The sequence below is a fragment of the Petrotoga sp. 9PW.55.5.1 genome (assembly GCF_003265365.1).
Classification (GTDB): domain Bacteria; phylum Thermotogota; class Thermotogae; order Petrotogales; family Petrotogaceae; genus Petrotoga.
In genome coordinates, this window is the sequence record NZ_AUPM01000013.1 from 52,433 (window position 1) to 75,373 (window position 22,941).

Annotated in this window: 22 protein-coding genes, 1 tRNA gene and 1 pseudogene; 5 read left to right on the forward strand and 19 right to left on the reverse strand. The window is 30.2% G+C overall.

Annotation, left to right across the window (positions count from 1 at the left end):
- Window positions 1-9: 9 nt before the first annotated feature.
- The 12 genes from PW5551_RS02490 to PW5551_RS02540 form a co-directional block, all read right to left on the reverse strand.
- Window positions 10-1,533 (reverse strand): HD domain-containing protein, encoded by a 1,524-nt coding sequence (locus PW5551_RS02490; protein ID WP_158526117.1) that lies wholly within the window; start codon window positions 1,531-1,533, stop codon window positions 10-12.
- 2 nt (window positions 1,534-1,535) lie between these two features.
- Window positions 1,536-2,519 carry an ROK family protein gene (locus PW5551_RS02495; protein WP_233488405.1) on the reverse strand — a complete coding sequence of 328 codons (984 nt, stop codon included), beginning with the start codon at window positions 2,517-2,519 and terminating at the stop codon, window positions 1,536-1,538.
- A complete protein-coding gene (locus tag PW5551_RS02500) occupies window positions 2,500-3,381 on the reverse strand; it encodes a CHAD domain-containing protein (protein WP_113074230.1) in 882 nt (293 codons plus the stop codon). The genes PW5551_RS02495 and PW5551_RS02500 overlap by 20 nt, the downstream gene beginning before the upstream one ends.
- Window positions 3,348-3,845: a phosphohistidine phosphatase SixA gene (gene sixA, locus PW5551_RS02505; protein WP_113074232.1), complete on the reverse strand. Its 498-nt coding sequence runs from the start codon at window positions 3,843-3,845 to the stop codon at window positions 3,348-3,350. Before sixA ends, PW5551_RS02500 begins: the two co-directional genes overlap by 34 nt.
- Window positions 3,846-3,904: 59 nt before the next feature.
- A complete protein-coding gene (locus PW5551_RS02510) occupies window positions 3,905-4,858 on the reverse strand; it encodes a hypothetical protein (RefSeq protein ID WP_113074235.1) in 954 nt (317 codons plus the stop codon).
- Window positions 4,859-4,928: 70 nt separating this feature from the next.
- Window positions 4,929-5,522, reverse strand: a complete 594-nt coding sequence (gene plsY, locus PW5551_RS02515; RefSeq protein ID WP_113074238.1) for a glycerol-3-phosphate 1-O-acyltransferase PlsY — start codon at window positions 5,520-5,522, stop codon at window positions 4,929-4,931.
- 49 nt (window positions 5,523-5,571) lie between these two features.
- Window positions 5,572-5,874: a hypothetical protein gene (locus PW5551_RS10435; RefSeq protein ID WP_233488406.1), complete on the reverse strand. Its 303-nt coding sequence runs from the start codon at window positions 5,872-5,874 to the stop codon at window positions 5,572-5,574.
- Between the two features lie 2 nt (window positions 5,875-5,876).
- A complete protein-coding gene (locus tag PW5551_RS10440; RefSeq protein WP_233488407.1) occupies window positions 5,877-6,347 on the reverse strand; it encodes a hypothetical protein in 471 nt (156 codons plus the stop codon).
- Between the two features lie 106 nt (window positions 6,348-6,453).
- Window positions 6,454-6,528 (reverse strand) — tRNA-Asn (locus PW5551_RS02525).
- 48 nt (window positions 6,529-6,576) lie between these two features.
- Entirely contained in the window at window positions 6,577-7,761 is a 1,185-nt protein-coding gene (locus tag PW5551_RS02530) for an anhydro-N-acetylmuramic acid kinase (protein ID WP_113074240.1), read from the reverse strand.
- A gap of 19 nt (window positions 7,762-7,780) precedes the next feature.
- Window positions 7,781-8,785, reverse strand: coding sequence for a serine hydrolase (locus PW5551_RS02535; RefSeq protein ID WP_113074242.1), 1,005 nt, complete (start codon window positions 8,783-8,785; stop codon window positions 7,781-7,783).
- Between the two features lie 14 nt (window positions 8,786-8,799).
- Complete coding sequence (locus PW5551_RS02540; RefSeq protein ID WP_113074244.1) at window positions 8,800-10,488, reverse strand: beta-N-acetylglucosaminidase domain-containing protein; 1,689 nt, start codon at window positions 10,486-10,488, stop codon at window positions 8,800-8,802.
- A gap of 221 nt (window positions 10,489-10,709) precedes the next feature.
- On the opposite strand from PW5551_RS02540, the gene PW5551_RS02545 reads away from it, so the two are divergent.
- Window positions 10,710-11,570, forward strand: coding sequence for a BadF/BadG/BcrA/BcrD ATPase family protein (locus PW5551_RS02545; protein ID WP_113074246.1), 861 nt, complete (start codon window positions 10,710-10,712; stop codon window positions 11,568-11,570).
- 93 nt (window positions 11,571-11,663) lie between these two features.
- Here PW5551_RS02545 and PW5551_RS02550 read toward each other — a convergent pair.
- The 7 genes and pseudogenes from PW5551_RS02550 to PW5551_RS02585 form a co-directional block, all read right to left on the reverse strand.
- Window positions 11,664-11,966: pseudogene (locus PW5551_RS02550) on the reverse strand (NlpC/P60 family protein); the annotation flags it as partial.
- A gap of 257 nt (window positions 11,967-12,223) precedes the next feature.
- Window positions 12,224-12,538: a hypothetical protein gene (locus tag PW5551_RS02560; RefSeq protein ID WP_113074252.1), complete on the reverse strand. Its 315-nt coding sequence runs from the start codon at window positions 12,536-12,538 to the stop codon at window positions 12,224-12,226.
- A gap of 396 nt (window positions 12,539-12,934) precedes the next feature.
- Window positions 12,935-13,918: an ABC transporter ATP-binding protein gene (locus tag PW5551_RS02565; RefSeq protein WP_113074254.1), complete on the reverse strand. Its 984-nt coding sequence runs from the start codon at window positions 13,916-13,918 to the stop codon at window positions 12,935-12,937.
- Complete coding sequence (locus PW5551_RS02570) at window positions 13,900-14,847, reverse strand: ABC transporter ATP-binding protein (RefSeq protein WP_113074256.1); 948 nt, start codon at window positions 14,845-14,847, stop codon at window positions 13,900-13,902. Before PW5551_RS02570 ends, PW5551_RS02565 begins: the two co-directional genes overlap by 19 nt.
- A gap of 8 nt (window positions 14,848-14,855) precedes the next feature.
- On the reverse strand, window positions 14,856-15,680 hold the full coding sequence (locus PW5551_RS02575) for an ABC transporter permease (RefSeq protein ID WP_113074258.1): 825 nt from the start codon (window positions 15,678-15,680) through the stop codon (window positions 14,856-14,858).
- A 5-nt stretch (window positions 15,681-15,685) separates the two neighbouring features.
- Complete coding sequence (locus PW5551_RS02580) at window positions 15,686-16,660, reverse strand: ABC transporter permease (protein WP_113074259.1); 975 nt, start codon at window positions 16,658-16,660, stop codon at window positions 15,686-15,688.
- Window positions 16,661-16,714: 54 nt separating this feature from the next.
- Window positions 16,715-18,310, reverse strand: coding sequence for an ABC transporter substrate-binding protein (locus PW5551_RS02585; RefSeq protein ID WP_113074260.1), 1,596 nt, complete (start codon window positions 18,308-18,310; stop codon window positions 16,715-16,717).
- Between the two features lie 331 nt (window positions 18,311-18,641).
- Between PW5551_RS02585 and PW5551_RS02590 the strand changes: the two genes are divergently transcribed.
- The 4 genes from PW5551_RS02590 (at window position 18,642) to PW5551_RS02605 (ending at window position 22,807) form a co-directional block, all read left to right on the forward strand.
- Window positions 18,642-19,799 (forward strand): exo-beta-N-acetylmuramidase NamZ domain-containing protein, encoded by a 1,158-nt coding sequence (locus PW5551_RS02590; protein ID WP_113074261.1) that lies wholly within the window; start codon window positions 18,642-18,644, stop codon window positions 19,797-19,799.
- Entirely contained in the window at window positions 19,781-21,331 is a 1,551-nt protein-coding gene (nagZ, locus tag PW5551_RS02595) for a beta-N-acetylhexosaminidase (protein ID WP_113074262.1), read from the forward strand. The genes PW5551_RS02590 and nagZ overlap by 19 nt, the downstream gene beginning before the upstream one ends.
- Before the next feature lie 2 nt (window positions 21,332-21,333).
- Window positions 21,334-22,230, forward strand: coding sequence for an N-acetylmuramic acid 6-phosphate etherase (murQ, locus tag PW5551_RS02600; protein WP_113074263.1), 897 nt, complete (start codon window positions 21,334-21,336; stop codon window positions 22,228-22,230).
- 100 nt (window positions 22,231-22,330) lie between these two features.
- A complete protein-coding gene (locus PW5551_RS02605; protein ID WP_113074264.1) occupies window positions 22,331-22,807 on the forward strand; it encodes a GNAT family N-acetyltransferase in 477 nt (158 codons plus the stop codon).
- Window positions 22,808-22,941 lie beyond the last annotated feature (134 nt).

Below are 22,941 nucleotides of genomic sequence, written 5' to 3' on the forward strand. Positions count from 1 at the left end.
GTTCCACCTTTATTCTTTTTTTTCTAGTATGGGGTTTACTCCAAAGACTTCAAGAAAAAAGTTGTCTTTCCTTTTAAGGGCCCACTCTTCAAGTAAGGTTTCCCTTTTGGTGTGAGTTGTGATTGTCAAACGATTTTCTTCTAACGATATATCAATATCTCCAAGCTTTCTTTCATGTGCTACATCAAGTGCATCAGCAAGCCTTAATATTGCAAGCATCTTAGTTATTAAAATCTTATCTTGTTGGTTTTCAACTTGAGCAGAATAATCATCAATTTCTAAATCTTGGGCGCTATGAAAGTAAGAGATTCTAGAGATTATATCTAGTTCTCTTGATGTTAGCCCCATAATTTCTGAACTTTTTATAATGTTGTGAGAGTGGAGATAATGTTTTTTTATGTTCACGTATTTTCCTATGTCATGTAAAATAGCGGCGACTTGTAAAAGTAACCTTTCTCTTTTTCCCAGTTTGTGTATTGGCTCTAAGACATCAAAAAGCTTTAAGGCATAATTTTCAACGGTTTGACTGTGCTTTTCTTCATAAAAATATTTCTTCCCTATGTTTCTTGCTGATATGATGGTGCTTTTTATTAATAGATTGAAAAACCTTCTGTATCTTCTACTTAAAAGTTTTTGGTATAATAAGCTTTTGCTAAGATTCACCATAGGAAATACTAAAATGTTTTCAGCATTTGAAACTTCTAAAAGCATTTTATAAAAAGCTAGTGCTGAAAGTAAAGAGTTAGCTTTACTTTCAGAAATATTGTATTCTCTAGAAAGTTCTGTAGCATTTTTTGATTTTAGTTTCTCAAAGAGTGAATAAAACTCTGAGCGTGAGATATTCATTACTTCTTTATTATCTTTGTTCAATAAACTTGCCAAAAACTCGATTTCGTTTCCACAAGTCACAAAGGTTCGAATTTTTTTATTGTTCAACCACACCATAATAGGTTGAAAAAATGTACTCAGATATTCTCTTATCAAATTACTGTAATACAAAGTATCTTCCTCTAGATCTTTAAGCATTTCTGAGACTTTAACAGATCCAATTTTAATATTTTGAGAACTATCTATCAAACCTTTTGAATAGGTGGCTAGGCCCATGCTCCCTGTTCCTATATAAACAAATAAAACATCATTTTTTTTGTATCTTCGGTGTTTTTCAAAGTATCTAATCAATTCCATGTAGATATGAGACTTTTCTTCATAATCGTCTAATACATCAATAACTAATCCTGTTTTTGTTTCAATCTGATCTAAAATAAAATCTACATTTTCTGCTTCTCTTAGAGCTGTTGTACCAACGATTTTTAAATTCTTTACTCCATATTCTTCTGCTACCCTTTTGAAACCATTTAACTTCTCACTCATTATCTCTACTTTTTCAAAAGAAATCCTTCCTAAGGTGAAAGTATCTCTACCTAGAAATAACGGATATTCTAAACTTTCAATTATCTCAACGTCGTTTTGATTGTTTTGAGCAATATCAAGAGAAATGTTTTCAGATCCTATGTTTATAACTCCAGTAATCATAATTAAGCACCAACTTTTTCTTGTATAAGTGAGAATGCTCCGTACAAACATGCATCATCTTTCAATTTTGATAATTTAAATTCACATGTATCAAAGATGTGAGGAATAGAATATTGTTTAGCAGTTTCTATAATTATTGGCAAAAGTTCTTCACCTAAAGCTTCCATGATACCCCCACCGTAAAGAATAACGTCGGGATTTAATAGGTTTATTATAGATCCGGCGTTTATTCCAAGATAAAAAGCAACATCATTTAAAATAGATCTAACAACCTTATCTCCTTCATCATATGCGGATTTAAGTGTAGAACTTTTAACAATATTTTTTAAATCGCTCTTTTTTATAACCGTCTTTTCTCCTCGTTCTCTTTTGCGAGTAATTTCTCTTTGAATAGCAACTTTAGAAGATAAACTCTCTAAACACCCGCGGAGATTACATCCACAAAGAGGCCCTTGCGGATAAACGTTCATATGCCCTATCTCAGCAGCAAAATTGTATGAGCCTCTGTATAGACTATTATTCAATATTAATCCTCCGCCTATTCCCGTTCCAACAAAATATCCTACTGCATTCTTTGCTCCCTTTGCTGCACCAAATTTCCATTCCCCATACATACTTGCATTCGCATCATTCTCAACGAAACAATCTATTTTGTATTCTTCTTTCACAAAATCTATTAAATTAAATTCATTCAACGGCATATTGGGAGTAAATGCTATTTTTCCATCTTTTATAACCCCAGGTACTCCAATACCAATTCCTTTTACATCTTTGCTATCTTCTAATAATGTATCCAGAACTTTTTTGAGTTGGTCTATTACCTTTTCTTTGCCTTTTGAACTTTTGGAGCTTTTTTTCTCTGTTTTAATTTTATTGCCTTTATCATCAAACAAGGCACCTAATATCTTTGTCCCTCCGATATCCACACCTATCCAGTTACTCATATCTTCACCTTCTTTAAAACTTTCATATTTGATTATTTTCATTAAGGGTAGAATATAATTCATTTAAAATATTTTGGACATCAACTTTAATTTCATTTTCTGTCTTGAAAATTTCGTCATTTATCTCTTCCAAAATAAATGATAACTTTTTATTTTGGAACTTTTTTATTAACCTTTTCTTAAGAATCACAAGATCGTGATGCTTTCCCAGAATATCTTGAATCAACTTTAGCGATTTTTCTTCCTTTAATTTTTCTTCGTTAAACTCACCTAATATCTCCATCTTATACCTCAAATTTTTCACTTTTATTCTCAACTTATGTAGCTGTTCATCATTCTGTTTATCTGATTTCTGAAAAGTGTCACATATTGCTTTAAAATCTTCAAAATAACTTTCTGTAAAATAATGAGTTTTAGGTTCGAAATTTTTTATAAGTTCAGTAGTCAATATACTCATTGTTTGCTCTAACTCTGTTTCTAATTTTGAAGTATTTAATGAACTCAGATAATTTTTTATCTTGTCTTTTTGCTTGTAAAACTTTTTTTCAAAATAATCGATAAACTTTCGGTCTGAATTTTTTAGACCTTTTAGGTAATCAAGATATACTTGGTAGTCTCTAGCTTTATTACTTTTTTTTAATATTCTTTTTAAATCTTTTATAGTCTCTTTTGGTTGAGAGTGATCTGAAAAATGTATTAAAAGATTTATACAAGCCTGTAATCTTCTGCAAGATGTTCTCATATCATGTAGACTATCTTCACCTTTTTCTTCTAGAACACATGAAATGGTTTCTAAAAGACGTTTATTCATTTTCTCAAAATATTCAAGATAATCCTTTAAAAAAATCCAAGGATTTTTTGAAATATTATCTACAACTCTATAGACTTGGGATCCACCATCCATTTCAATTTACCTTTCCCAGATAAGATATCTTCAAACGTTTCTCCTTCAATACATATAACCCCTGTCTTTCGTAAATGCAAATCATCACCCGTTAATTTTTTAGCAAGCTCATCAAAAGTAGGGTTGTGCCCAAAGATCATCACATTATAATATCCTTTTAAAAGTTCTGAAAGTTTCTCAACAATTTCTTCAGTGTTACCTTCATATAATAAATCTTCTTCCATTATTTTTACTTTAGATTTGAAAGATTTAGAGAAAATTTCTGCTGTCTCTTTAGCTCTAATAGCAGGTGAAGTTATAATGAGATCAACTTTTTTCATCATTTTATCTACATAATCTGCTATTTCTTTAGAATCCTTTTTGCCTTTTTTCGTTAACTTTCTATCGAAATCGTTTACATCATAAGATCTTTTTTCCGCCTTTGAGTGTCTCACTAATATTAAACTTTTTATATCTTTAGACATATTAATTGAAAATTTCCCTTCCTTTCATTTTTTTATTTTCAATAATTATTAAGATTATACTACAAATTAAGGAAATTTTGATAATTTTTTTTAAAATATTTAATTATTCTGATTATTCCGTTCGATCCTAAAACACATCCAAAGGCTATTGTTCCCAACTTCCCACCTCCGCCACCTAAATGTGTATAGCTGTAAACAAAAAAGACAGCTACGAAGAAAGCGATCAAAAAAATTTCATAAAAATTTTCTAATCTTTCTTTAGAACTCATGCCCGCAAATGTTGCTGCCATCATAAGAACGGAGAGATTTGAATTACTTTGTGGAAATATTTGTGGTAAAATTAATGCTCCAATCAAGCTAACTATTGCAGAAGAGCCAACAACGTCTTTTTTCAAGTAAATGTGTAAAAAATAAGTTGATAAGACCCCAATTAAACTAATTAAAAAAATTTCAAGGCTTAAAGTTCCAATCATTGTTGGATTAATAAGATTTAAATCTGAGGTGATAAAAAGAATTATCCATGAACTAAAAGCTATTGTTCCTAACTTTCCACCAATCCCGTTGAAAACTTCATTTGCGAATTCAAAGATTATCCCAGCTATAATACAAGTAATCAATATATGTGAAAAATCATGTAAAAGTTCTGGAGAGACCATTCCAACAAAAGCTCCGGTATAAATTGCCACAGCTCTTTTATTGACTAAAAGTGCTCCAACTATTCCTACAAGGCTTGCGGCTATTATCGCACCTTGGTTCAAATAAATGTTTAATATATATGCCCCATCCCCAAGTATGAGAGATATGAAATTTAAAAAATCAAAATTATTTTTTTTGTTTTTTATATTTTTTATGCTTTTAAACTCAACAAAAATAGAATGAAATATACCCAGAGCAAGAAACAACAATAATAAAAATACAAAAAAATTATCTCTAATAGAAGATATTGCAGTTAGAAAAAATAAATATAGTGTCACTCCACTTAAAATTCCAAAAGATAAATATTTGTTAATCATTCTGAACCCTCTCTTATTTCTTTTTATATAATTTATAAGTGGAATTTCAGTATTTGTTAGTTTAAAATATTTATGGGTTCATCCTTTCATTTATCTTATACTCAGTGCCATTAAGAATTTTTTTAAAATTTTCAGTATGTTTTATAAGTATTAATAAAAACAAAAAAAGGATCAAAATTTGATTGAAATTGAAAATGGGGATAAAAGAAGATAATAATACTAAAAAAACCGCCATAACTGTTCCAATAGCTATGTATTTAGTTGTTAGAGTTATTAACAAAGCATAAAGGAAAAAAAGTATTCCGGCAATATAGTTAGAAGCAAATATTATCCCCCAAGTTGTGGCCATTCCTTTTCCTCCTTTGAATTTCAAAAACAAACTCCAGTTATGACCAACTACCGCTGCCAAACACGAAAAAATAAGCATCCAACCAGACAAATAAAATAAATTTACTGCTAAAAAATACGCAAAATAACCTTTAAAAAAATCACCCAAAAGTGCCAATAGTCCTATTTTCATACCACTTGTAAAAACAACGTTAGATGTTCCAACGTTATGGCTACCAAGTTTCCTTACATCGTTATTTTTTATAAGCTTTGGAAAAATATAACTAAACGGAATAGCTCCTAAAAAATAAGAAACTATCATACTAAGAAACCACATAAAATCCCCTTCTTTCTGTTTTGATATGTAATAATTATTAGATTATTAATTAAAAAGAATTTACATAATCTTCCAAGGCTTTTCCAATTCTTTCCAAAAGGGAATCCATATCTCTTGTTTTATTAATTTTTTTCAAGGTTGCCCAAAAAAGGTTTATGCCAATAATGGCTCCAATAAAATTCCCAATAAAATCTGTCATTGTATCAAAAAGGCTGTCTTCCTGAGCCAATCTATAACCAGGGTAACCTCTAAACATAAGATCAGATATAAACTCACTGATTTCCCAAAATACTCCTAAAGTCATCACTATTGATAAAGTAATTATAAAAACTTTTAAGTACAAATAAGGCATTTTCATTTTAGCCACATAAGTTCAGAACCCATTACCAAAGGAAATATTAAAAATACTAACCATATACCCCCAGTTACATGAAGGATGAAGTCATAAATTTCATAATTATCGTAAAATTGATACCACATTCCAAAAACACTATGCAAAGAAATTTGTATTATAGTTACTGTTCTAATTTCTTCTAAAATCGTGGATTTAGTTACCCACTCAAAAACCCAAGTTAAATAGACAGCGAATGCACTTAAAAGATATCCTAAAAAATGAGGAAAATTGAAATTCCAAAAACTCCCAATAATTGGTATAAAAACGACAAAAGAAAAAAAGATATTAGTAACTCTCAACGCTGTAAAAATTTTTGAATTTGAAGTAAAAAGTGTTTCTTTTACATAAGGATCTTTTGTAAGAAAATTATGAATTTTGTTAAACTCTTCTTTTGCTTTTTTTAGAGTTTTAGAAAGTACTGGTGTATTCATTGAGCTTTTCTCCTTTAACTTTTTTTATAACATTATATCATTTAGCAAAAAAAATAAAAAAGCAGTGAAATAAAATTCACTGCTTTGAGGGGATGATAATAAAGCGTGGCTCCGGGTGAGGGATTCGGACCCCCAACCTAGTGGTTAACAGCCACCCGCTCTACCGTTGAGCTAACCCGGAACAAGGGAAATAATAATTGTCTATCAAAATCCAAGAAAGATTATATCATCAAAAAACGGTTTTGTCAATATTTTTGTTTTTATTTCCGGGAACTATTTGTCCAAGAGTTACATAACTTTTGGCACCAGTTATTTGAGGGACGTTGTTATATTGCCCTTTGTAAGTTTTATAAGCTAAGACAGCAAAAGCCACAGCTTCTTTTGCATCACTCGAATAACCTAAATCCTCAAGAACCATAACAGAGATTTCTTTATTAATCATTTTCTTTATACAATCTTTTATCATAAAAATTAAAGTTGGGTTATAACTCCCTCCACCAGAAATGATTACTTGATCAATATTTTCACCTATAAATCTCATATAAGAATCGACAACAGAATAGGCAGTGAAATATGTGACTGTTGCTACAATATCCTCATCTTTTAATTTCATAATTTTTGCAATGTTAATAATATTTTGTGCATAATCAAGTCCAAAATCTTCTCTTCCAGTAGTTTTGGGAAAGTCTTTTGTTATAAACGGATGGTTATATAATTTTTGCAATAATTCATCTGAAATTTCGCCTTTTTTTGCTATTTTTCCATCTCTATCAAAATTTTTTTCTCCATTTGTTAAAATATGAACAACTCCATCAATTAACATATTTCCTGGACCTGTATCAGTACCTTTTATATCTTCTAATTTTGCCTTTTTTGGAAGGTACGTAAAATTCCCTATTCCACCTAAATTTTGCATTACCCTGTTATATTCATCACTTTTAAATAATATATAATCAACGTAGGGAACTAAAGGTGCTCCTTCCCCTCCAGCAGCTATATCTCTTGTTCTGAAATTATTGATAGTAGTAATTTTGGTTCTTTCTGCAATTATTGCTGCTTCTCCAATCTGTAAGCTAGAAACAAAATCTTTTCCAACATCATGATATATAGTTTGACCATGAGAACCAATCAATTCTACATCTTTTAAATTAAAGCCTTTTTCTTCCACAACCTCTTTTGCTGCTTGAGCCAACATTTCTCCTAATTGAAAATTTAACCTACATATTTTGTCCACTGTTCCTTTGTTTGGATCACAGCATTCTAAAATATTTTCTCTTGTTTCTTTATTATATGGTTTGTTCATAAAATTTAGAACCTTAACGTCTAAATTTTCTGGGGACTTTTCTTTTATTTCCACCAAGGCTGCATCAATTCCGTCGATAGATGTACCAGACATCAATCCTATAATTAGCATAAATTTAACTCCTTTATCATTATTTCGAAAAGACGATATTGTTAATTCTATTTCTTATAACATTTAATTCTGGTTTTTTCAAAAATCTATCGTAGTAAACAGAATTAGTCAGAAAAATAGAAAATAACCCATCCGTTCTAACCCAAAGGGATGTCCCTGTAAAACCGTTATGACCAAATCCCGAACTATCAAGGGCGTATTGGCAACCAGCCACTGGGGGAGCCATATACCCTATATGAGTGATATTTTCCCCTCTCTTAATCAAAGCCTTTGTGAAAAATTCAAAAGTTTCTTTTGAAGCGATATTATAGTCTAATAAATTAAAAACAAAAATACTTAAATCATCAACGTTGGAGAACAAACCAGCGTTTCCACTTACTCCACCCATATAATAAGCTATTTCATCTTCAACTTCTCCTTTTATTCTCTTGCCATCTCTAATAGAAGTAGCTACCGTTTTTTCTTTATTTTTTGGTTTATAGCAAGTGTTTCTCATTCCCAAAGTTGTAAAAATATTTTCGATGTATTCTTTGAAACTTCTTTGAGTAACCACCTCAATAATTTTCATTAGAGCAACAAAATTCAAGCAAGAATACTCATAACATTTGTTTGTGTTTTCTTGGGGTTGAAGATTTATTATTCTATCATACAACTCATCCCTACTATACTTTTGCCAAAGTTGTGAATAGGCAGGTATTCCAGAAGTATGTGTCAATAATTCAAAAATAGTAACTTTACTTTTTGGGCTTGAAACTTTTATATATTTACCAATTTTATCTTCTAAATTTATCTTATTTTCATCGATTAACTTCATTATGCCAGTTGTAGTAGCTATTATTTTTGTTAGACTTGCTAAATCAAAAATATCGCTCTCTGTGAGAACTTCTTCACCATCTTTGGTACCAAAAAAATTTCTATACAAAACCTTATCTTTTTTCCCTATTAAAATAGATGCACCTGTGTATAATTTATTTAATCCGGAATTTATGACGCTGTTCAAAGTTTCAATATCTTCTTTATTCAAATCATCACCAACTTTTAAAGATTTTTAGCAAATTTTTCTAAAATGCCTCCACAAACTATATATTCTCCTAATCGCTCCATTTCTTTCTCTAACTTTTCTATATTTTCCTTTTTTTCTTCCGCACTCATGGTAAGCAAGTTTATTACAATAGTAGAAAGTTTGGAGAGTTTGTTTAACCAAGGTTCGATATCTAGGTATAACGACTTGTCAATATCTTCAAGATTTTTTGAAAGATTTTCTAGTTCTATTAAGTATTCAATTAATCCATTTTTGTTTTTTACAGGATCAGAATTATAATCTTTTATCAGCTTTTTAAGCTTTGAAGATGTCTCGTTGAATAGTCTTGAATTAAGAAAGTTCTCACTAAATAATTTCATCTGTTTATAATACTCAGATCCTACTAAATTAAAAATTGATTTTTTCCAACTTTCCCAGGGTTCGTAACCTTCTGAGTTCCACAAATAATCTGCTATCGTTCCCAACGCTATCATAGAAGCACAGGGTTGATTCATAGGATTTGATAGAACTCCTTTAACATTAGATTTGTGTAAATCAGATTCTCTATTCATAACAGGAGCTAAAAAAAGTTGAGCTTTGTCTGCATCATTCACAGGATAGTTATCCCACAATATTAATTCATGGCCAAATTGGTTAGAAACTTCATCTGCATTTTTTCTACTAACTCGTTTTGACCACACCCCGTCTCCTGTCCATATTACAGGGATATTCGTATTTAATGTTTCTTTTATTGTCCGCCTATATAATGAGTCTTCTTTTTGCCAATATTCTGTAGGGCAAAAGTATAAGTTAATATTTGAATCTTTTTCTTTTAAAAATTCATACAACTTATTTGTTATATATGTTTGAGCAAGTCCATAATTTCCTTTGAATTCCTCTTCATCTTCTTCATAAAAAAGCTTTTCTGGAATATCATCGAACAAAATAGCAAAATTTTTAATTCCTTTAGTAAAAAGTTCATAGTATTTCTTGCTAAGTAACTCGAATTCCTTTTGATCACTGAATTTTATACTAAGTCCCGGGCTCACACAAAATACAAAATCAACAAAGTTTTCTTTTGAAAGCTTTATAAGTTCTTCTAATCTTTCCATTTCATTTTGCGGATAATCTTCTCTCCACTTTTCTCTGTGGTATGGATCATCTTTAGGCGCATACCAATACGTATTCATCTTATTTTTACCACAAAAATTTAAAATATCCATCCTATTTTTATGGTTCCAGGGTTTTCCATAGAAACCTTCAATTATCCCTCTCATTTCGAAAGAAGGAAAGTCATATATTTCGACTACTGGTAAACATTTTAACTGCCAATCAATAAGAGATTTAAAAGTTTGAAGTGCATAAAAAAGGCCTCTTTTAGATTTTGAAAATATTTTTACTTTCTTATCCTTTTCAACTTTAATAAGATAACCTTCAATATTTGTTGAATTAATAGTTAATTCAAAATTGTTAATTTCAATAAAATCTTTTAAATCTCTATCAGAATTGGAAACTAAAGTTTCAATATGTAAGTCAGCTTCTACCTTTTCTTTTGAAAATTCAAAAAGCTCTTTAGGGAATACATTACCAAAAGATTCTAAATCAAAATTGGTAGAAAGTAACAATTTTGTATTTTCAAAACAAATATTTTCCCCTTCATAAAACATCTTTTTTGGTTGGGGGTTTATTTTTGAAATTGAAAACATAAAAAAACTCCTTTCGTTTTTTATATTGTATAATATAAGAACTAAAGTAATTACTTTAATATTTATTTAATTATACCACTTTTTCTGAGTAATTTTTTCCAAAAAAAAAGAATAGAGTTTCTTTAATTAGGTTATTAATGAAAAAAGAAAAAAGTTATTTATATTGACATGTTGTTATTACTTAAAGTATAATATAAAATAAAAAATAAGGATGAAAAATTATGAGATATTTAGGAATGGATGGTGGAGGAACTCATTTAGCAGTTACATTAATCGATGAAAAAAAGAAAATAACTGATAGATTTAAGATTGATACAGGAGTCAATCTTACTTCTGTTGATTTAAAAAGATTAAAATCAATTTTAGAAGATGTTCATTCAAAATCTCAAGAAGTTAACGGCATTGTAGTTAGTTTTTCTGGAGCTGGTACAGATAAGAGAAAAGAGGTTTTAAGAGATATTCTAATTAATACATTTAATACAAATAATGTGATTGTATACAATGACGGAGAATCAATATTAAAATTTCTATTTAGAGAAAAAGAAATAGCTCTTGTGATAGCAGGTACAGGTGCCTTAGTTATAGGTATGAATCATGATAAAAATATAATCAGGAATGGAGGTTGGGGGCATTTATTTGATGATGTAGGAGGAGGTTTTTGGATATCTACAAGAATAATACAAGAAGCTTTTAAGCATCGCGATGGCTTAAGGGAATATGATACTATCTTTGAAAAACTTTTGAAATTCTATTCTGTAGATAAAATCGAAGAACTCACATCTCTTCAATTAAAAGAAGATTTTAAAACAATTATTTCTTCTTTCACTAAAGAAGCCTTAATAAACCCTTCCGACGCAGTAATCGAAATAATTCATGATGGGCTTAATGATCTTTCCTTAAGATGCAAGAAAATTTTGAAACTACTTAATATAAAACAACTTTACTTTACAGGGAGCCTATTCAATTCAGAATATTATCTAAATGAATTCAAAAAATTTATGCATGGATATTCTTTAATTCGAGTAGATACGGATGTCAGTGAAAAAATGGCTTTCTTAGCCAAAGAATATTTTGCAAAATAAAAACTATTTCATTTCTTTTAACTATTTAAACTGGTGAAGTTAAAGAATCTAAATAAGTAATGTTAGAGTTTAATGGATAAAAACTAAGAGGCATTATAAAAGTACCGTGAATATCAAATTTTTCAAAGGCGCCTTTTTTCTTTTATAACCAGCACCTTGATGTATTACAAAAAATTCATTTTCTACCTTTCCTAAAAACATCATTACATGGTCTTTCATAAAAAGAAGATCTCCTGTTGTTAAACTATTCAAACTTTTTCTTCTTTCTTTGATGTTATGAGTAAATGATATCTTTGGGGCGGGGATATAATTTTCTTGATATTTTGTATCCATTGGCAAATAAATTCCAAAAGATTCAAAAATATCCATTATAAATCGCGAACAATCTCTGTTAAAATTATTCTCTCCCTACCCGTACCTTCCCCCCTATCTTCTTAAATGCTTGTTTTATAATATTTTCTTGGTTAAAATCAATATAGGAAAAATTCACATCTTTGGACAACGGAATGGGAATTACACCTGAAATTTCTAAAGTTCTGTTTTTGTTAGTTTTCAAGTTTTCTTGTAAAAAGATATTTTCTCCCCATAAAAAATTTTGATTATTCTTTAATGTATAAATAATAATAATCACCTGGTCAAAAAGGATTACAAATTCAACCTTTTAACCAAGAACGATGAACCCTTTTTCTATAAGATTGATAAAGAGGAACATTTACAGCATGTTGTGAAACAAGGTTTTGAATTTCTATATAAATGTTTTCTCTCTTTTGAAGATTAGTTTCTGCTGCTTCTTCTATAATTTTATTTAGAGATTTTACATCAAATTCCTGTCTTGGAGATCTCGCAAATTTTATGTAATTTTCACCGTAATATATTCCATAACGGGTCTTACTTTGATAATTTGTAAAAATGAAAGTATGAGGATCAGAACAATCTCCCAACCATGCAATGCCAAAAGCACGGAGCATTAGATGTTGCCTTTGAACTTCTTAAAGTTTGGTACTCCAAATTTTTTGATTTTCTTCCTTAGATGATGCCAGATTTTTTACATTTTAGTCATCATTTATTTTTTCTACCCAGCCTTTTTGGAAGAGAACCCAAAATCTTTCTTGCTTTATTATTCTTTACTTTTCTTTTATATTTTTTGAATTTTTCAAAGAACAGTTTGTCGATATTCGTATTTTTTGTCTTTCTTATCTTTTGTTTAACTTTTTTAACTTCAAATTAACTATCATTTTTTTTATTTATAAAGCAGGTATAATAGCAGTATTATTGCCTTTAGAAATTTTAAAATCTGGGCCTGTTATATATTAAAATACTTATTTCTGAAAATTATCATTTTTAAAATCCCATTTATTCATATCCTATAATAGTTGATCGTGCTGTTGTGATTTTTCATAGAGAAAACATCTAACTCTCCTATTTTTTACATTGTAATAACTTGGCATTTCAGTTTTACATTTATCTAAAGCACTTTTACAACGAGGTTCAAATGGGCATCCTTTGGGAGGATTTATTAAATCTGGAACTTCTCCTGTATCCCCTAATTTTTCTTTTCCTAAATTATCAGGATCCGGGGCTGCTTTTCTAAGTAATTGAGTATAAGGATGTAAAGGATTTAAAACAGTGTCATCAGCATTCCCTTCTTCAACTATCATACCTGCATACATAACCGCTATTCTATCAGAAATATATCTCGCTGAAGCTAAGTCATGTGTAACATGCAAATAAGTAGTATTTAGGTCTTTTCTAATCTTCAATAATAATTTCATAATTCCTGCACGAATAGAAACATCGAGCATCGATGTGGGTTCGTCAGCTAAAATCACGGAAGGTCGCGTTATTATAGATCTAGCTATAACTACTCTTTGCCTTTGACCACCTGATAATTCATGAGGATATTGATTTAAAAAATTTTCTACTGGTATAAGTTCAACTTCTTCAAGCGCTTCTTTTACTCTTTTGTCAACATTTTCAAAATGATGTAATTCAAGGGGCCTTTTTAAAATTTTGTAAATACTTTTAATTGGATTTAAAGAAGAAAAAGGATCTTGGAATATCATTTGAATTTCTCTCCTGTAATTCATCTCTTCTTTTCTTTTAAAGTTTTTAGGAACAACATTTTCCTTAAATTTTATTTTCCCTTCATCTTCAGTATAAATCCGCGCTAAAACTCTAAGAAGTGTCGTTTTACCAGATCCACTTTCACCAACTATAGATATTATTTCCCCAGGTCTTACGTTTAGAGAAATATCTCTCATAGCATGAACATAATAAGTTTTAATTCCTTTTCTTACTGGAAAGTTTTTTTCAACGTGTTCCATAGCAATTATAGAGGAAAATGGCATGATACCCACCTGCCTGATAAAATCTCTCGAAATTCAGGTTTTTGATTACATAAATCCTTCCTATATGAACACCTTTCTTTAAAAGGGCAACCTTCTAATGGTTGCGAAAGGTCAGGAATTTTTCCTGGTATTCCAGAATATTCTTTTTCTTTTGTTGTTAATTTTGGGAAAGAATTTATCAACCCTTGAGTATATGGATGAAAAGGATGTTCATAAACATCTTTTGTCTCTCCGAATTCTACCAATTCACCTGCATACATAATCGAAATCTTTTTTGAAATTTCAAACAAGAGAGATATATCATGGGTAACAAAAATTATAGAAAATTTCTTTTTTCTTCGAATTTCATCTATCTGTTCCATTATTGACCTTTGAACAACAACATCTAAAGCGGTAGTTGGTTCATCCATTATCACAAGAGAAGGAGAAAAAACTAAAGCCATAGCTATCGCTACTCTTTGTTTCATTCCACCAGAAAGCTGATGTGGGTAACTTTCCATCCGTTCTTTCTGTATGCCAACCATTTCTAATACATTTCCAACAATTTCATAAGCCTCAGATTTAGAATAATTGCTATGTTCTAGAATGACGTCTAATAATTGATCTTTGATTTTATACACAGGATTAAGAGCGTTCATTGCGCTTTGTGTTACCAAAGAAAATTCTTTCCATCTATTCTTTCTTAATGTTTCTTTATCCATTTTTAGAATATCTTTTCCTTTGTATATAACCTCTCCTTCAAAAATTTTGCCCGGTCTTTTTAAAAGATTTATTAAAGAAAAAAGAAGAGTCGATTTTCCACATCCAGATTCACCAGCTATACCTAAAAAATCATCATCTTCTAAATTAAAGGAAACATTTCTAACTGCTTTAATTATTTTTCTACTGCTTGAATATCCAGCAGAAAGATTATGTACTTCTAATAACATTATTTAAATCACACTCCTCTTAACTTGGGGTTTGTCAACTCATCAATCGAAAAATTCAACAAAGCAAAACTTGCTCCCAAAATAGCTATTGCTGCTCCTGGAGCTAAAACCCATGCCCAGGACTGATTTAATAAAGCACTGCTATTTTGTGCCCAATAAAGCATCGTTCCCCATGTTATTGAACTAACATCCCCAAAGCCTAAGAATTCCAAAGAAGCTTCACCTATAATGGCCGTTAAACAAGCTGTAAAAAAATTTGAAGCAATCAATGAAGACATATTTGGCATAATTTCAGAAAAAATAATTCTTCTATGTTTTTCACCCGTGATTCTTGAAGCTATTACAAATTCACGGGACCTCATAGTTAATGTTTGGGATCTAATAACTCTGGCCCCAGGTGCCCAACTAGTAAAAGAAATAACCAAAATTATTGGCAAAATACCCCTTATTCTTACATATGACGCTATAACAATCATCAAAGGCAAACCCGGAATAACCATAAAAACATCGATTATTGTTGAAAGAATTCTATCTGTTAAACCTCCAAAATAACCTGAGGTCATACCTAAAAGTACCGAAATTGTTGTCATCAAACTCCCTGTAACTAAACCTACTACTAAAGACAATCTTGTTCCATATATTAATTGCGATAAGATATCTCTCCCCATTCGGTCAGTACCTAATAGAAAATCTTTACTCGGTTGGAGGTATGGAGCCCCAACAAAACTATTAGGATCATAAGGCGCTATAAAAGGTGCGAAAATAGCTATTATTATAAAAAATAATAGTATAAACAAACCTATTTTAGCTTTTTTATTTAATTTCTTCCACAAAATAATCAACTCCTTGTTCTTGGATCTAAATAAATGTAAACAAAATCAAGTAAAAAATTTGCAATAAGTACTGATAAAGATATTATAAAAAATATCGCCTGCATCAATGGATAATCTTGACTTGTAACACCTTTGTACATTAAATAACCTATACCTGGATAAGAAAAAACAATCTCCGTTAACAATGCTCCCCCAACTATATAACCCAAAGATAATCCAAATGAGGTTACACTTGGTAAGAGAGCATTTCGAGCAGCATATTTCTTCATAATGTCTTTTTCTTTTAATCCTTTCGCTTCTGCAAGTAATATATAATCTTCTGATAAAACAGAAACCATATTATTTCTCATGGTAATAACCCATGTACCTAGAGAAGCTAAAATTAATGTAATACCTGGAAGTATCCCGTGATAAATAACGCTTCCAAAAAATTTCCAACCTGTCAAAAACTCCTGTGTAGAATAAGCGTTAGAAAGAGGGAATAGGCCCAATAAGTATCCAAATACATATAATAAAATTAAAGCCAACCAAAAATAAGGAAAAGCTCGTATTATTAGACTTATCGTAGTAATAAAGGTACCAGAAGATTTATCACGATTCCATCCTGCCTTAATGCCAAGAAAAGTTCCTAAAAAGAAACTAATAATTGTTGAAATACCTACAAGACCAATTGTCCAAGGTAAAGAAGACATTATTAAATCTTTAACAGGAACAGGATAATATGAATATGAAATCCCAAAATTAAAAGTTAAAGTGTTTTTCAAATAAATACCAAATTGTTCCAAAATAGGTGTCTCTTTATCTAACCCCAATGCAATTCTCATGGCTTGAACAGCTTCTTGATCTACCTCTCCACCCATTCTTAATAAAATCCTTTCTGCCGGATCTCCTGGCATCAAACGTGGAAGAACAAAATTAATTACTAAAGCGGCAAAAAGAGCTATTAAGAAAAAAATTATCTTCTCTCTTACATATTTCAATGGTTATACCTCCTTAAACCGCCCCAAAAGGGGCGGATTTTTTAATTAAAGGGGTCATTTTAAAGGTTCCAACTGCAAAACTATGTAAGCTTTATCCATACCAGTTATGGTTGGTAAAGCATAGGGGTTATCTGCATTTGGCCATCCTACGAAATTATATGTAGTATATTGGAACCATGTAGGATTGAAAAACAAAGGGACCGAAGGCATTTCTTGTAAGGCGATCAATTGAAGAGCGGAAATAGCAAGTGCTCTTTCTTCTTCTGAAGATGTCTTTCTGAATACATCAATTAATGAATCTGTGGTTAAACTCATCCATCCTCCTCTATTGTCTCCAGAATAGGCATATCTTGAATGAAGCCATCTTTCATAAAAGAAATATGGGTTAACTCCATAATTTACCCAACTTAAAGCTAACTCAAAGTCTTTATTAGCTATTCTTTCTAAATAAAGACCAAAATCAACTTGAGAAACAAACACATCTATTCCTATCTCTTTCAACTGAGAAGAAATAACTTGCGAAGCAGCTATCCAATCTGTCCAACCCGCTGGTACAATCATTTCAAAACTCAGTTTATTTCCATTTTTATCAGCAAATATGCCGTCTCTTCCTTGAACATAACCTAAACTTACAAGAATTTCTTTTGCTTTTTTCACGTCTCTCTGATACCATAAATGTTTTAGATCATTATTAACTAAATCAGAAAAACCTCCTTTAACTACTACAGGATTGGAAACTGTAGCAAGCTCTGCCATTGCAATTTGTACTATTGCTTCCTTATCTACCCCAAGAGCGAATACTTCCCTGAATTCTTTGTTTTGAAAAATTGGATCATCAAGGTTAAAAAATATAAAAACAGGGTTCCCTTCAGGAAGCCAATATCCATGATTATTAGGATCCTTTGCTACAAAAATGTTATCTATATTTGGAAAAAATAACGTTCCCCAGTCTATTTCTTTATTCATCAGAGCTAACTGAGCAGCATCATTTCCAGTAAAAGCGGGAATTCTTATAGTATCAACTTTCAATTTTTCTGCTTGCCAATAATTCTGATTTTTCACCAGTGTATAAACTTGGTTTGAAAACTGTCCCAATTTAAATGGTCCTGTACCAATTGGATTCTCAGCTGTATACTTTGTAGGATCTTCCAGATCTTTCCAAACGTGTTCTGGAACAATATAAACTGTGAAAATATCATTGTAGACCAAAGTATCCACTTCTGACATAATAAATTTTATACGGTAATCACTTATTTTTTCAACCTCTTTTAAACCTTTTTGCCAAACTCCTCCAATATCTAAAGCGGGATTCTCCTTTAACATGTTAAAAGTGAATAAAACATCATCTGCATTAAAATTTTCTCCATCAGACCATTTGACATTATTTCTCAAGGCAACTTCAATCTCCAGATGGTCTTCCGACCATTCATAATCAGTCGCTAACCAGGGGATTACTTCCCCGGTATACCCGTTAATATAAAATAATGTTTCATAAATAAAACCTCTGGCAGAATAATTAGTCCCTCCAGAAAAATAGGGATTAAAATTCCTTGAAAATGGTCCAGTTACATCAATAATCATAGACAAAGTATTTGCCAATGCAAAAACGCTTATAACAGCTACTAAAAATACCATTAAAAACTTTTTCATACCTAAATACCTCCTCTTAGTTATTAGATTTACTCACTTTAGAAATTTCAAAACACAGAATTTAACTAACTTTAAATACCTTGGGTTTGAATAAAAATAATAAAAAATATAAATCTTGTATTAAAGTAATAACTTCCAACATTAAATGTTTTATAATTTATTTTACTACTCAGTTGTATATTTGTCAAATTTGAAAAAAAGAGGAAAAACGCTCTAATTTGAAATAATTGCCTAAGAACAAAAATAATTGACAATTTCTAAGAAAAATAAAAATTGACATATTGTCATTACTTAGAGTACAATGATAAAAAATGAGGAGGGTTTAATAAAAATGATTTTTCAAGGTTTGGATTTATTGGAAAATTCAGAGTTCAAGGGTTTCAAAAATAGAAGCATTGGTTTGATTACTAATTATTCTTTTGTAAATAATAAGATGGAAGATGGAATAGAGATAATGCTTAAAAAAAATATAAACATAGAAAAGATTTTTACTTCCGAGCATGGATTATATGGGTTGCCGGATGGACAAGAATATGAAGATCAAATTCATCCTTATTATAATATACCAATAATTAGTTTATATGGAGACTACAAAAAACCAACTTCTAAAATGCTGGAAAATATAGATACCTTAGTTTATGATATACAAGATGTAGGGTTGCGTTTTTACACCTTTATATATACTTTGGCTAATTCTATGATATCTGCAGCAGAAAATAATATTAAATTTGTAGTCTTAGATAGAATAAATCCTTTAGGAAGAACAATTTTTGGACCTAGGATAAAAAATGAATATTCTTCTTTTGTTGGCGGATATAAGCTTCCTTTACGTTATGGTTTGACCTCAGGAGAGTTAGCAAGGTATTATAAAAAATATCTCAACCTTGATATAGACTTAGAAGTTGTCAGTTTAAAAGGATGGAATGGTAAAACATTTGATAAAACTCAGTTAAAGTGGAATATTCCTTCACCCGCGCTCCCCACTTTTGATTGTACTTTATCGTATAGTGGAATGTGTTTAATCGAAGGTACAAATATAAGTGAAGGTAGGGGAAGCCCTAAGCCTTTCTGCTTTATTGGAGCACCTTGGGTAGATGAAAATAAACTTTATCTTTTGTTAAAAGAAAAATTTCCGAATTTAATTTTTAGAAAAAGAAATTTCATTCCAAATTTATCTAAATACAAAAATGAATTATGTAGGGGGATTGAATTTTTCCCTGAATTAAAGGATAATTTTATAATTATAGCAGTAGAAGTTATTCGTTATTTTATTCAATATGAGAAATTTGAATTTAGAAAATATATAGATAGAGAAAATTTGCAACAAAAATATCATATAGAGAATTTGCTAGGAGAAAGTAAAAAGTTATTTTTTGAAAATGATGATGAATATTTAACCTATTGGAACGAAAGCGCTGAAGAATTTATCGAATTTTGTGGGGATATTTTATTATATGGAGGATTAAAAAAATGGGAAAAGAAGATTTAGAAAAGGTTTTGGGGAAACTTTTCTTAATTGGAATAAGTGGAACTTCTTTAAATGAAGAAAATAGAATGGTTTTAAATTCAATAAAACCAGGAGTAATAATATTATTTTCGAGAAATATTAAGGATAAATTTCAAATAAAAAAGTTTATAGATGATATTAAGAATTTTTTAGACTATGAACCTTTATTTTGTATAGATCAAGAAGGGGGGATGGTAACTAGGCTAAATAAAGGGTTTTCCATAGCTCCTAGTGCTATGGCAATTTCGGCCACTTCAAACGTTAAAAACGCATATATAGTATCCAATATTTTAGCAAAAGAAATGCGTTCAGTAGGGATTGATTTTAATCTTGCCCCTGTTGTTGATATAAATAGTAATCCAAAAAATTCTGTTATTGGAATAAGGAGTTTTTCGGACGATGAAAGTATTGTAATAAATTATGCATCAGAATATGTAAGGGGCTTACATGATGGAGGAGTTTTATCTTGTTTAAAACATTTTCCAGGTATAGGAAGTGTTGATATTGATCCTCATCTTGACCTTCCTCAATCTGATTTGGAAAAAAAATATTTTTTATCAAAAGAACTTCTGCCTTTTTTGAAAATCGACTCTCCTGTCTGGATGCCCACTCATGTTTATCTATCAAATATGCAAAAAAAGAAAGAACCCGTATCTTTGTCTAAAGAAATCTTGACTGATTTTGCAAGAAATGAACTAAATTTTCAAGGGGTTCTTGTTGCAGATGATTTTGAAATGGGAGGAGTAGCTAATTTTTATTCCGTTGAACAAGCTGTTATTAAATCATTGACATCTGGTATGGATATAGTTAGTATTTGTCATTCTTTCGAAAAACAATTGAAGTCAAAAAAGGCCGTTTTAGAACTGTATAAAAAAGATGCAAAATTTAGAAAAATCATAAATACCTCTCTAGAAAGAATTAATAACTTATTCAAATTATCTAATAAGCTTAAGGAAAAAAGTAAAGAAAATTTATGCCTTGACAAAGTAGGAAATATTGAAAGTATATCTTTAATGCAAGAAATAATTGATAAATCAATAACTATTTTCAATTCATCAGGGGAGAAAGATTTTTTGCCTGTGAAAAATATTAATAATATTTTTTATTTTATACGTGAAAATAACTCATACAATATTGAAGATGTGCAAAAAAATATAGATTTTTTATCGCCTGAGTTCAATATTCAATCCAATATTATTAACATGAATAAAAAAATTCATGAAGAAATTAAGAAGGAAATTTTAGAGAAATCAAAAGAAAAAAACAATTTAGTTTTTTCAGAAAATGCCTATTTAAGCAAAGAAATGGTTGATTTAATAAGTAATATGTCGTTTAATTCAAAACTTCTTATATTAATAGCTTTAAGAAATCCTTATGACGTTTTTATACCTAATATTAAACACGGAATATGTACTTATGGATTCAATAAAAATGTTCTTTTGTCATTGTCTAAGATTCTCAAGGGGAAAATTAAGCCAACAGGAAGTCTACCAATTAAACCAACGGAGGTATAAATATGTTTGAAGATCTAGAAACCGAAAAAAGCAATCCAAAAACAACTAATTTGGACGAAATGGATAATTACGAGATTTTAAGAATTATAAATCAAGAAGATTCTACAATAGCTGTAGCAATTGCTGAAAACTTACTTGAAATTAATAATATTATAGATAATTGTTTGATGGCAATAAAAAACAAAGCCAGGGTAATATATGTCGGTGCAGGTACAAGCGGAAGAGTAGCTGTAGTAGATGCAGTAGAAACTGTCCCTACTTTCGGAGTAAAACCAGGAGTTTTCTTGCCTTTGATAGCGGGTGGAGAAAAGGCCTTTTTTAATGCAACCGAAAATGTAGAAGACTATGAAGAAGATGGAAAAAAAGATTTATTAAAAAATAATGTGATTTCATCCGATTATGTTATAGGAGTAACTGCGAGTGGAAGAACTCCTTATGTAAAAGGTGCATTATTAAAAGCCAGAGAAATAGGCTGTAAAACAGCTTTAATTTGTAACGTTAAGGATCCTGTGTTAAAAGATTTTTCTGATATTGTTGTTTCTTTGCGAACAGGACCTGAAGTGATTACCGGGAGCACTAGAATGAAGGCAGGGACTTCTCAGAAGATGGTTCTTAATATGATTAGTACAGTTACTATGGTTAAATTAGGAAAAACTTACAAAAATTATATGGTTGATGTTAAAATCATGAACAAAAAGCTTGAAGAAAGGGCAACAAGAATAATATCTGAAATAACAGGATTGGATACAAGTAGAAGTAAAGAATATTTAATTAAAGCTGATATGAAACCAAAATTGGCAATATTAATGATCTTATCGGGGAAAGAAAAGGAAGCATGTACTTTTGCCCTTTCAAAAAGCGAGATATTAAATGAAGCTTTAAAATTACTAAAGAATTAATTTTTTAATTAAAGATCAGGAATGATTTGTGGTTCGATTAAGAGAGCAATTTGATGAGAACTTAACTATAAAAAGGGTGGAAGTGTAAAGAGGTGAAAAAATGGCGGATATGCTTGTAAAACTTTATGATTTTGATTATGATGAATCACTATTTCAACATTTGGAAAATTCTCAAATAACTGTCAGAAGAACGAAGGCACCTGAAAAGTTCATTGTTTTAAATTGGGTAAAAAATAAGTTTGGCAATCACTGGGCTAGTGAATGTGATGTTTCTTTTTCAAACAACCCTATAAGCTGTTTCATAGCAGTAGATGAATCAAAAAATAAAATTATTGGTTTTTCTTGCTATGATGCAACTTGTAAAGATTTTTTTGGTCCTATGGGAGTGGATGACAATTACAGAGGTAAAAATATTGGCAAAGCCTTACTTTTAAAGGCACTTAAAAGTATGGAAGAAGTAGGATATGCTTATGCAATAATAGGGGGAGTAGGTCCGGCTAAATTCTATGAAAAAGTAGCAAAAGCAATTATAATAGAAGACTCTGAACCAGGAATATACAAAGGATTGTTAAAATAAAAACGAATAACTTTTAAATAATACTTTTACTATTCAAAAACTTGATAGAAAACTACCTCACCCCCTGTTATTGGAGAATAAATAAAGAAATCTTACTTTTTCACAAAAATGGTTTTGGAATTAAAACAATTATT